Annotated in this window: 11 protein-coding genes and 1 pseudogene; all 12 read right to left on the reverse strand. The window is 44.3% G+C overall.

Going from position 1 to position 12,090, the window contains the following annotated elements:
• Positions 1-545 (reverse strand): annotated as a pseudogene (locus tag DW039_RS12440) (type IV secretion protein Rhs); the annotation flags it as partial.
• Positions 546-563: 18 nt separating this feature from the next.
• Positions 564-851, reverse strand: a complete 288-nt coding sequence (locus tag DW039_RS12445; protein WP_118356363.1) for an immunity 17 family protein — start codon at positions 849-851, stop codon at positions 564-566.
• A complete protein-coding gene (locus DW039_RS12450) occupies positions 817-2,193 on the reverse strand; it encodes a hypothetical protein (RefSeq protein ID WP_032555610.1) in 1,377 nt (458 codons plus the stop codon). The genes DW039_RS12445 and DW039_RS12450 overlap by 35 nt, the downstream gene beginning before the upstream one ends.
• 6 nt (positions 2,194-2,199) lie before the next feature.
• On the reverse strand, positions 2,200-3,963 hold the full coding sequence (locus tag DW039_RS12455) for a type VI secretion system Vgr family protein (protein WP_032589195.1): 1,764 nt from the start codon (positions 3,961-3,963) through the stop codon (positions 2,200-2,202).
• Between the two features lie 110 nt (positions 3,964-4,073).
• Positions 4,074-4,469, reverse strand: a complete 396-nt coding sequence (tssD, locus tag DW039_RS12460) for a type VI secretion system tube protein TssD (protein WP_004310139.1) — start codon at positions 4,467-4,469, stop codon at positions 4,074-4,076.
• Between the two features lie 511 nt (positions 4,470-4,980).
• Positions 4,981-5,784 carry a DUF5457 domain-containing protein gene (locus tag DW039_RS12465; protein WP_117720364.1) on the reverse strand — a complete coding sequence of 268 codons (804 nt, stop codon included), beginning with the start codon at positions 5,782-5,784 and terminating at the stop codon, positions 4,981-4,983.
• A gap of 5 nt (positions 5,785-5,789) precedes the next feature.
• On the reverse strand, positions 5,790-8,138 hold the full coding sequence (tssR, locus tag DW039_RS12470; RefSeq protein ID WP_118356362.1) for a type VI secretion system protein TssR domain-containing protein: 2,349 nt from the start codon (positions 8,136-8,138) through the stop codon (positions 5,790-5,792).
• Complete coding sequence (locus DW039_RS12475) at positions 8,135-9,076, reverse strand: PKD domain-containing protein (RefSeq protein WP_004310142.1); 942 nt, start codon at positions 9,074-9,076, stop codon at positions 8,135-8,137. Before DW039_RS12475 ends, tssR begins: the two co-directional genes overlap by 4 nt.
• Before the next feature lie 10 nt (positions 9,077-9,086).
• Positions 9,087-9,533, reverse strand: a complete 447-nt coding sequence (tssO, locus tag DW039_RS12480) for a type VI secretion system TssO (RefSeq protein ID WP_005777315.1) — start codon at positions 9,531-9,533, stop codon at positions 9,087-9,089.
• Positions 9,530-10,027 (reverse strand): type VI secretion system TssO, encoded by a 498-nt coding sequence (locus DW039_RS12485; protein WP_004310144.1) that lies wholly within the window; start codon positions 10,025-10,027, stop codon positions 9,530-9,532. The genes tssO and DW039_RS12485 overlap by 4 nt, the downstream gene beginning before the upstream one ends.
• Positions 10,028-10,047: 20 nt before the next feature.
• Positions 10,048-11,196, reverse strand: coding sequence for a hypothetical protein (locus DW039_RS12490; RefSeq protein ID WP_004322091.1), 1,149 nt, complete (start codon positions 11,194-11,196; stop codon positions 10,048-10,050).
• A 3-nt stretch (positions 11,197-11,199) separates the two neighbouring features.
• Positions 11,200-12,078 carry a TssN family type VI secretion system protein gene (locus DW039_RS12495; protein ID WP_004322089.1) on the reverse strand — a complete coding sequence of 293 codons (879 nt, stop codon included), beginning with the start codon at positions 12,076-12,078 and terminating at the stop codon, positions 11,200-11,202.
• Positions 12,079-12,090: the final 12 nt, after the last annotated feature.

Raw genomic sequence — 12,090 nt, forward strand, 5'->3', positions numbered from 1 at the left:
GTGGGTGTGGATGCGACCGCGCGGGGGATGAAGCCGCCTATCTTGACGGTGGCGCCCAGCATCCCGACGGCCATCGTCAGCACGGTGTGGCCCACCTCGGCGAGCTTCGCGCTGTCGGCGTCGCCCGTCTGTTCCGCTGTCGGTGGCGGGGGGATGAACGAGGAGACCGCCGCCGCGATGAAGTCCTGCGGACGGAGGAGAACCCCGACATAAGGGTGAGGCATGGGCACGACGGGGGACGGGGGTATCGTCACGAGGTGGATGTCCACGCCGATGACCGGGTCGAGCTGCTTGGAGATAGGCAGGCAGGCCATGCCCTTCATGCCCATGGCACCCAGTACGGGGAGCATGGCGGCTTCACTCAGGCCGTCGGCAAGGCCGCCGATGGCGGTTGCCGCCTTGATGCCCGTGTCGAGGGCATTGACGGACGGTGACACACCGGCCTCGGAGTTCGCCTTGACGCCTTCCGAGATACCCTTGACCTGCGCGCCTACGCCGGTCTTTAGGTTTGCACTTACGCTGTCGAAATAGCCTGTGTCCGCCATAACTGTCAGTTTTTATCGTTATTTAACTCGAAAATACAAATAGGCAGATGCAACAATGGCAATCACAATAATTACACCGAGCCAAAATCGGAATCCGGTTGGACCCAATAAGTCAAGAAAGAAATTTCCTCCCCAGCTTCCGGGTCTGGTGTATGTCCATTTCCAGTCGAATATCAGTCCGACAAGCCAAACCAATAGCAGAAAAATTACTACTAAGTACCCCACTTTAGGGTTCGCATAGGCATATTCGGTTGCATTAGTGAACAGCCCTTCAAGATTTCGCAATATGTTGTTCAGCCATTCCATTGTATTTTCCTAAATTTCTTTTATACTCATACAAATAATTCTCCCAGTTATCTCCTAACACTTTGGTCAGAACTTCATTTATTTCATCGTCACTGACCAGCTTGGAGCGTGCCGAACTGTTTAACAGGCTTAATAACAGGAGAGGATAAGAGGAGTTTTTTATCAGGTCTATGGAAAGTTTATCTGAAAGTCTGAAACCTTCCACATAGCATTCCGCAGCTAACGATTTCTCATAATTATTTTCCCGGCACCAACCACACAATCTCAATGCTTCACTTTGCATTAGGTAATCGTTGCATCTGGAGTATGCTTCAGCACCGCGATAGTACGTCTCTGCCGCTTCTTTCCAAAGCGACTCTCGTACATAGATGGAGGCTTTCCCCAATAAGGTGTTTCCAAGCAATCGGCAAGCTAAAGAGGGATCTAATTTTTCTTCCCCGATTTCAGCGGCTTCTACGGCTTTGTCGGCAAAGTACATGGCTGTCTTGTAGTCCTTACGGGAAATCTGGTCTGTATATAGAATTGTATATACGGTTACAAATTGACTGATCCAGTTAATGTCTTTCTTCACATTTTCGAGAGCGATATCGAGGCATTTCTTCGCAAATTCCTCTGTTTGCGCTGCGTTCCCTTTTTTCACACTGTTCATCAGTTTGATTAATGCCAGCCTGAAATTCGAGGCTGCCGGGTCGCTCTTGTCTTCATTCGCCGCTTGTTCCGCGAGTTGCTCCATTGCACCGTCTAAATCTATTGGTGGATAAATAGACACCGCGTCATTGGAGTGTTTGGCCATTAGTTTACCAAACTGTTCATAGTCTTTTATGTCGGATATCCCCCATACCATTTGCTTGTGGAATGGCAGAGCAAGAGCCTTTTCAAACCATTCACGACATCCGTCATAGTCGTATGTGTTCTTTAGGTTAAAGACAAAACTGCATTTCATATCAGTCCCTTTTACAAGGGATTCTGTCAGCTTGTTGAAGTTGGCAACTGCGACGGATGCATCGTTTTCCGCTTCTTCCGACTTATAATCAGCTATCCAATCAACACGTTCAAAGACAATATCTTCGGGTTTCTTTGAGTTATTCCAGTATTCTACTTGTTGTGCAATATACCCTACAACATCTTTTGAGAAATCGGTTCTGGAACTGAACGGAAGTTCTATGAGGAACACCATATCTTCCTCTTCGCTATCAAGGGCAAGCATATAGTCATAGAAAGCATCAAGCATACTTTCGTCTCCTGGATTGATGACGATACGGATTAACTTGACCGGTTTCCTGACTGCATCTTCCCATTGGTAGAGCATCTTGTCTGCTATTTGTTGTATGGCGTTGCTCATATGCTGTTAATTCAATTTGACAATAGTTCCGGCTACGGCTGTGGTTCCGGAAGAATCTATCGTAGCCTTTGTTGTACCGCTGACCGTGGCACTGCTGCTGCCGGTTGCTGTAAAATCAGTACTGGAGATATTATAATTGCTGCCTGCTGTACAATCAATATTTTCTGCCGATTGCGCAATATTGGCACCCGCGGACTCTGTTATGTCCTTTTCCGCATTAGATGATATATTGCCTTCGCTATCAATCATTATTTTGTTTTCTCCAACACATAAGGTGATGCTTTTAGAGGCAGATATTGTGATATTTCCTTCTCCGTCTGCCGTATAGCTGTTGCCTTCCTTATCTTTCATCATAACGCTTCCTTTTTCATCATCAAGCGTTATGGTACAACCGCTGCGGGTAGTCAGGCTTTTTGTTTTGTTTGAACTGCCGCCACCGGTGCCTGACTTTCCATGGAATAAGCTGCCAAGTACAAACGGACGGTTCGGGTCATCATATCTGAATGCCACCATGACTTGGTCTCCCTTTTCGGGTATGAATACAAATCCTCTGTTTGTGGCCACTTTGTCGCTTGTACCTGCGTCGGGAGTGAGCACCCGTATCCACGAGGTTTGCATCGGGCCGGTCTGCCAGTTCATCTTGACTTGGACGCGGCCTAACTTTTTCGGGTCCTCGTTGCTGACAACCACGGCCTGCTGTGTATGAGCGACAGGCAGAGGTACATCCGGGCATGGAAGGGTGGGAATAGAAGACGGAAGTGCGGTGAAATAGTTCTGGTAACTGTCACCCATACCGGCTACGTGGGTTATTTCCGTAATGATATAGGTGCCGATGCTATTTTTTACGTGGATACCTATTCCTGTATGGATAGCGGTATGAACATCTATGATACTGCCCACCGTAAGGATGCGGCAATCGCTTTCCCCGGTGATGAAACTGGATGCGGCGCTGTCGCTTTGCTGCCTGCGTTGGAAATAGGCGTCAAGTTCACCCTTATTGGTTATGCGCGGTTCCGCCCGTTGGACAGCGGGAGCGGTAAACAAAGCCAATGACGAGTCAAAGGCCGCTTGTCCCAATGTGTTTTGTCCGGCTGCGGTATCGGGGGATTGGCCGTTATAGGTCTGGTCGTTCACCGAATGGTAAGAACTTCCCTTTATTGGTCGGGCAAGTGTCTGCGAGCAGACATCGAGCACGGATAGTTCCTCGCCGTATGTCAGCTTGGTCGTCGAGCCGGCCTGTGGCTTCCCGAATACAAGGTTCTGTCCGTCGTAGTAGAGCCATTCCTGATATTGGCGGGCAAGCCGTTGTATGAATCTGAAGTTGGTTTCCTCGTACTGGCATTCGTATTCCAGCTTCGATTTTGTTTCCGGATTGACAAGAGCTTGCACTCCCGCCTTGTCTGTAAGTTCCTTAACGATGTCAGACAAGGATTTGTTGCACCATGAGGCACAAGTGTGGTCTGACTCCAGTAGGAATGTTGACGAATATCCCGTCACTTTTATATTTCCGTGTGTTCCACCGGAACGATGAAGTCCCACCATGGTGGCCACGCCGACAAAAACAGTGCCGCCGAAGTCCATGATTACTTTTTTTCCAACCCAGTCTTTTGATGCCTCCGGGATTTCCACACCATAGGCTTCTATGGCTTGGATATCCAGTGTTATCTCAAAGTAGTGATGCTCATTGATGCTCTGTTTGAGCATCAACTGCACAAACGACGGCATGGGTATGCCGGCTATTTCCAATGTGACTTTTTTTTGTTCCAGCATGGCGGCATTATATTTGACGGTTTATATCCAAATTGCCAAAGCCGCCCGGCGGAAGTCCGTCGGACGGCCTGACAAATGTTTTGATTTAGGATTTACCTATGTACGCCGATTTATTTCTTCGGCCAACGGTTGTCAAGAGCTGCGCTGCCGACGATGATTTCTTCAGCGGAGAACGTAATGGTGATTGTCATAGGCACATCGTTGTTCGCGTCCAGAGTTTCCGAGTAGTGAACGATGTATGCGTTCTTGAACTGGATCTCCTTCATCTTGGCATCTTCCTCCGTTTTTTTGTAGATAATCTTTCCTTCTACAGGTTTGAAAGGGCTGTTCAACATCGCTTCGATGACCGAAGTGTCTTCTGTTGATTCGATGGTTGCTTTTACTCTACCACCCAATACGCTTGAAGAGGGCATACCTTTAGGGTCCGTGTTACGACTAAACTCATAGTTTGAATAAAGGACGTCAAATTCCTTGTTGTTAAGTTCCAATGATGCTCTAAATGCCATAATACTTGGATTTAATGGGTTAAACTTAATTATTTTACTTCGGTTTCTCCGTCCTTGCGCCCTAACCGGTATAGATGCAAAAAAGAGAAAACCTCAAAAACGATTTTTTGAAATTTCCTCTCAGCCTCCGGATGACTCAGTTTTATTGTGGGAAAAAGAGAAGAAAATAAAACATCATCTTTGATGTGAGCAAATATAAGTGCTTATATTCATTTTTCCAAATTTTTTAGCGCGTTTTTTTGCTGTTGTTTTCATTTTAACACGTTTTAAACTAATGTTCGTGTATAAAGCCACTGTCCTATATGATTAGAAATACGCCCCGTTGATGATGTGTCGCTATTAAATTGATTCTCGGTATTGTAATAACACTTGTAGAAGAAGTTTTATCAGGAACGGACGAAACCGTCGGAAAGCAAACTGCTGCCGGAATGCAGAAAAACGGTATCCACCGCATGAAAGTGGCAGATACCGTTAGCAGATTGACTATACAGTCTGAATGTTTGCGGATGTCCTAATTCTTACGTCCATATCGGCAGATGAGCAATGAACTTAATACCAGGAGTGCAAGGGCAATCATCCATGTATAGATCTTCCGTTCCTTTTCCAAATGTTCGATGTCCGCCGCTTGTTGTTTGGAGCAAGTTGTCAGTATATTAATCTGGGATTGTTGTGCCTTGCAGATATCCATAAGTTCAGCATTAATCCGTTGCTGTGTCTCCAGCGAAGTTTGGATGTTCTTGAAGTTGCGGTTGGTCGTATATGCGTCACGGATATATCCGGGCGTGCTTACCTGTAACGAGGGAACTTGTATGCTGTCCGGAAGGTATGTCAGTTCTGCATTATTGCGCCGTTCCGTTGCGAAGCTGTTGAACAGGAGTATGCCAACAAGTGTGCCACTGATCAGAAAGGCTATTAATGCTATGATGGCAAACATTGTGTTTGATGATTTCGCGACAGGTTGTTGGTACTCTCGTTCAAGCCATGGATGATGGTTCATCGTGTGAGGCGGAATGGATGTTCCATACTCTACAGTCCGGACTTCGGCATTTTCTTCGGTCTCTTTTTTCTCAAGAGCCTTACGTCTTGATATATCCATAAATTCGCGCTTGGCAATCTGGTATTTATCCGCTTGATAAATTACAAGGTCGTTTTTTACCAGCCAGTCAAGAACGTCCTTGACACTCCGTTCTGATACCTTGAGGTTGCTGATGCTCCAAAATATTTCTGCACAAGATACCCATATTGGCTTCTGGAGGCACTTCTGATATAGGATTTCAAGAATCTCTGCCTGTAGTTGTTCTCTTGTTGGTTCCATTTTATTTACAGTATTAATTGTTTCGGAATAAAATAATATTTCTTGCCGGCGATGAATACAGGTCTGAAAAGGTTGCGTTGATACATGTCTTCCAGTCTCTTCATCTTTGAAATCAGGGCTGTATAGCCACTATTAAAGTCCGTCAGTTCAACCTTTCTTTTCTTTAGTTTCTTCACCTTTGTTGAATTTAAAAGGCTGTCATTGGCCATGACTCCCGTCTTACAATAGAAGATTTGAGCCAAATATGGATTTCTGGGCAATACTTTTCGATAGAAACTTCTGTTTATGCTTTTCTTTTGCCGGTTAAATTGCTTGCGAAGCACTCTTAGCTCCTTTTTCCCTATGTTATCTGAGAACTCCGGGAGCAGTCCCCTGTAGCTTTGCAGCAGTTCCATCACTTCCTTGTCATCGAGTAGATATCCATATTCGTACCCGTCCATTATACTGTCCGCTACGGAGGCCTTTATATAGTAGGTGTCATTCACGCTGTTTCTATCTATATCGTCAAGGCTCATACTGTCAGGATTTTCCGTATGATGGAATATATGCGTCAGTTCGGATGTGGGACGGCTTCTTAGGACACCTATATTTCGCTCATAATCTTTAAGTGAGTGCAACAGTAGGCTGTCCGTTTCGAAAGATTGCCATAATACGGAATCCAAGGCTGTTTCCAAAGCGTTGCTTTCCAGTCTGTTTCTACCTTTAGGGAATAAGATTCCTCCTACCGTAAGGCTGTTGTATGGAGCATCGTACAGGTATAAGTTGGCATCCGTAGCTTCTATGTTCTTGAACAGCTCCGTCTTTACCAGTCTGCTGTCTGCGATATAATTGGATATATGGTCTATGTATTTCGTAGAATGGCTGTCCAGAATGGATTTGGCCTGCAATAGGAAGTCCTGATAAGAAGTGCCTGATGCTCTGTCTATCTGGGCAAACAGAAGCCTTGCCGGTTGGGTTGCCAGCCACGAGAGTTGTTGCTCGTGCAAGGATAAAGTTTGTTTTGACCCTAAAATGACAAATACATTGTTGCTGAAACGGCTTTCGTCATCATAACGGGAGATTTGTTTGATAGCCCCGCCAAAACCGTAAAACGATGATTGTTCCTCTTGCTCGTTTTTCCGTTTGGAAGAAATGGATTGTTTGATATAGTCGAGCCAGGCTGAAAAGTCCTTGGTTGGGGCCAAATGTCTGTTTTCTCCGTTGGAGGATATGCAAGTTGCTGAGAAAGTGTAGTCATATCCGGGCTTCATTTTCAGCTTTAGGTTCTGTAGCACATTGATATATGGGGATAGATAAGGCAGGTCGGCATCATTGAACAGTACATGTATGTTCACGTTTTTGTTTTCCGCTTCCATCTTTCGGACATCGGAAACCATGATGTCTCCGCCTTTGATATTGATAATCTTATTCCAGTTCTTGTCCCAGACGGACAAAGGATAGTTCAGCCGGATATTCCCATTCGTTATAGGCCCTGCCGGGTTTCCATCCAGGTTGAACAACATCGTACCCTGAATATTCGCATTATGTAATGCCAACGTATCGGGATACATTAGGTTGACAGCACACAACAAAGAATCACGGTATCGTGAATAATCAATATGATACACCTCATTTTGGCCGACTTCTGCAAGAAGGTCAGCGGGAACCCACCCTAAAAAGCGTTTGGTACTGTCTGATAATGCGGGAACATTGGAAATCAATGCGGATTTGCCGCTCTTGTCTAACTTGTATAGGTAAACAACCTCTCCGCTGACAACTACCGCATCCGTTGTTGTTTTCAAAAACGGCTCTCCATATATTTTCAGGGTATCTCCATTGAAGAATTGATGGATATCGAACAGCTTGTTAATGCTGTTTATGCCTATACGGTACCTTATCGGCTGGTTGTTGCGGGGATTGATACGGGCATGGTCGTACATCAGTACATTTTCCGATGGTATCCATCCGGCATAATTGACTTTACGGGGTTCCTTAAAGTGTCTCTTGCTGTTATACAGGAAGCCTATTATCGACTTGGGCTTGCCTGTAATGTCTGGGTCAGCCTGAACGAGCTTGTAGGTTCCGTTCTTTTCACCTACTATGTAATAGGGTGTGCCAATCCCGTGTGAAGACCGCTTACGCTGGAAATACGGGTCTTCATAACTTTGATTTCCGGTCCTGTCCGAATAGACAATTCTGTTTGTCTTGCTTTTCTTTGTTTTGACAGGAGCGTCTGTTGATTCCGGATAATTGAATATATCCCTATCCATTATTTGTATTCTGTCGCGGATGGACACTTGGGCAGATACGTTGCACGCAAGAGTAATCATCACGGCCACAGAAAACAGATTTCGTATGAGATTCAGTTGTTTCATTTTTCAATATAACTTTGTGTCACATGGATGGACTTGACGCAATTCAAATCGTCAATTTTCACATCATCAATACTCACACGCTTTTTCCTGTTGCTTTCAAGAAAATGCAGTCCTTGGCAATAGCCGTTGAAGTCATTGTATTTTTCATCATTGATGACGACCACTACCTGGTCTGCATCAATACAAAAATATTTGTTACGGATATAATTCGTATGTTCGTAATAGACCGACTTTTGTGAGACTTTGGCGTCAGCTATGGCTTGCAAGTGTTTTTTAATATCATTCTGTACCAGTACCAACGAATCTACCGTGACCAGTTCCTCTGCTTTTTCAAAGCGTGGGAGAATGGTTATACGGTGCTTCACCGGATATTTCGTCGTATTGGTTTGTAATGAGATGGTGTATTCTCCCGGAATATCATACGAATACACGACTTGCTGCTCGTATGCGTCCACAGTACCGCTTTCTCCAAATTCCCATAGCCACGTGTCCATACCATAGCCTTCTGCCGAAAAGACCAGCTCTTCACCTTGATAACCCTCTGACACTCCATTTATACGGGGTATGGAATCAATGGCCTCATGCTCCAGTCCTGAGATAACTTTGATATACTTGTTTACGGAGTGTTTTCCGTCTATTTTCAAAGTAATAAGATATTTGCCGGCCTTACGGTAAGTGTATGACACATCCGTATTTCTCATCAGTGTATCACCGTTTCCCATTTCCCAAATGAGCCGCTTGCCTTTAATCGCTGCCGTATCGTTGACTAATAGCTCCAACCGCTCATTGACCTCATAATGAAAATTATCATTGGTGTCATACACATAAAAGTCAATATTGGCAAGGTGCGACTTCGAAGGCAGGAACAAAAACAAAAGGATACCTGCCATGGCAACCAGTCCCAATATGATGATTGTTATAGTTTTCTTATTATCCATCGCGAATGTTTTATAAATTGGCTTTACATTCTTCCAAATCCCGTTCAATCAGTGCATTGTTATGTACCAGACTGTTCAATTCCTCTTTTATGTCGAATTGGCATTTAAGCATTCTGGAGGACAACACGCCGAAAAGGAATTTCGTATTCATATTGTTTTCCTTGTATATATGCTGCAATTGGTAAATCCCATCCTTCACCTCGTCCATCTTTTGTACCTGATGAATGTTGAAGTCCAGAGAGTCAATCTCATTCCAGATGCTCTGCGCTTGCTGCATATGTGTATGCTGGATTTCAAAAATGCGTTCGGAATGGTTGATTTCGTTTATCAACTCCGAACTGTCCTCTGTCGGTACGTTGAGTATATACCGGCAAAGTATGATATAAATTGCGGCTACTGAGAAAATCAGCAGCAGGAGGAAACGGATGTTTCCCCATAGCATTTCGTCTTTTGTCATGGCTTCGTCAGTTTATTCTTGGTTAATTCCTGATATTTGATTCTACACTTTTCAAGTTGCTCCATGTTGCTTTCACGCTTTTTGCTTTCGCGGTCAAGGTCATCCATTGATGATTGGATGACACGGATCTGTTCAAGCATAGCTTTATACACTTCGTACTTGCTTTTATCGGCCTGCATTGCAATGTCATTTTCCATTAATAACCGTTTTTTGGTTATCAATTTTTGCATGTGCTTGTGTTCACTCGAATTTCGCCGCTTGGTCTTCAGATTGTTCAAGTCCCGGAACAATTCTTCTATCTGGAAGTTAAGTTCTGCCTGTTTCTTGAACACATTGTCATATTCGGCCTTCTTGCTTTCAAGAAGGGATATTCCCTTTTGTGCAGTCACAATCGTTACGATACCTCCGGTTGTGGTAACAATCAGTGCGATAGCGAATACCAAAGTAAATCGGAGCTTCGCTTTCAAACGAGCTTTTTTGTTTTCTGCTTCCATACTTGCTATGATTTAATCGCTCAACCTATAAATGACCATGATCGTTTCTTTTGAGCCTCTATTGTTTCGTGACTTTCGTCTCCTACTATAATATTCTCACGAACCATTCCGATGTATTCCAGTTCACTCATTTTGTGGAACATATTGCTGAGCAGTGTCACAAATGCCCCTGCCGTCTGCAATGACTGGTTTATATTGGTATGATCATACATAAGCTTGGTTAGGCTCTCTATCTTCGTGATAAATTCAGAGGGTGTGACATTGGTCCACTCATAGAAATATTGGAGCAATTGTTCTCTTTCCGTTTCAGAAAGACTTTGAAGAGCGGAGTTCAGACCGTTTGCAAGCTCATTCACGGCCTGCACAAGATATATCGGCGGTTGCTCTAAGGCGATTTGTTCGATAAAGAAGATTCTTGAGTTGTAAAAGGCCGAGAAAGCCTTACACAGCTCAAATGTATTATTGGCAAGCGTATCTCTACGCTTGTCAGCAACATTCCTGCTGTAAATGAGTTTCACGTCTTCTTTTATCGACTGTAGGGTACGTGCCAATTGGGAAATGAATGTTTTAATCCCATCGTGGCAAGCGGAATGTTGTACCGGTGGAATATATTGATGATTGATTTTATAGGTATTCCCTTGTCTGCATACCTCTGCCACCAGCAAAAAATTCTGGCTGTAGAAAGATTTGTTGACTTGGTTTCTGGGAACGATATGGAGTTTTATGCTCGGCAAGACATACGGGTGATGCAAAGGCACCTCTTCCGGGTCCGGTTCACCGACAGGTATCAAGTGATACGGATCTACGGATATTAGTACCATATACTCGCTGTCCTCGGCTTGCAGACCGGATTCTGAAATGGTTGCACAGGGTTTCTCATCCCCGTATAAACCGTCGTAATAAACGATGGGCAGACCGCCTTTGGTGATAGCGTTACAGCTTTTCAGGCGGACACAGAGAGTGGACATGGTATCACCTGAAATCTCTATTTCAAGATTGTCACCTATCCCTTCAAGGACCTCTCCAAGACCATAGTTATAACTGGTCAGACTCCTTCCTGCTTCGCGGTTGAGAGCTTCCGTTTGGCAATACTGGTTTGCAAAGAAATGCTGGCTGGTCAGCTTCAGACCATTGACCCAGTTTACAGGCAAATATGTTAGTGTTTTCATATATTATGATGTTTTTGTTTCTACTTGTACACGTCGGATATATATCGTTTGATTATTCTTAATCTTATTGCCCTCACTCGTCAGAGTGGGGTCAAGTATTCTTATGAACAACGGGAAGTTAAACCATTTTGAGGTATAGAACATCCATCCGATTTGCATATCTTCCTTCTCTGTTTCAATCTTGTTTTGGGGGAAACGCCTGTTTTGGTCTTCGATAACCCAATTGAACCAATTCCCAAGAGATATTTCATTGGGCAGGCGGACAACCAACGAAGCGTATGTCGGGTCTTTTATATTCCGTTTGATCTTGACTTTGACCGTTCGGAAGCCGAAGTTGTCTATGTTGTCCCAATATTTCCGGTCAAAGGTACCATAGCTCAATTCCCATGGGGTATATATCGGATGCGGGATGTCCAGGAACAGGGTTCTGCTGTACATAATCAGATATGGGATTGCAAACCACAGGATATTTGTTGTGTTCCATAGCGAATAAGGTAGCTTGCTTATCAGTTCAAACAGCAGATAGTAGCACCATCCGCCTAAAGCGCATATTGTGGTTAGAGTGAGAATAACCGCTGTTCGGGAACTGCCAATACCGATTGCTCCGAACAAATCGGAGGTTGACAGTTTGCAGAACAATGCTCCAAGGAGGATATAGGACAATATCGTGAATGTCAAGCCTCCCCAGACGTATTCGTTTTTTAGGAAACCGAACAGGCTGGGTAAAGCGACGGCAATGGAAGCCAGAAGAATGAATATGATTAATTTCTTCAGGCTAAGTTTGCTCTTGATCGTTTTTATTCCGGTCAAGACAAATATCATCACGGCTACAAATAATGGAGCCAATAAATAACGTGCAAAGAAATATAGCAATATCTTCATATTATTAGATTT

The organism is Bacteroides sp. AF39-16AC, from assembly GCF_003602735.1.
GTDB classification, from domain to species: Bacteria; Bacteroidota; Bacteroidia; order Bacteroidales; family Bacteroidaceae; genus Bacteroides; species Bacteroides uniformis.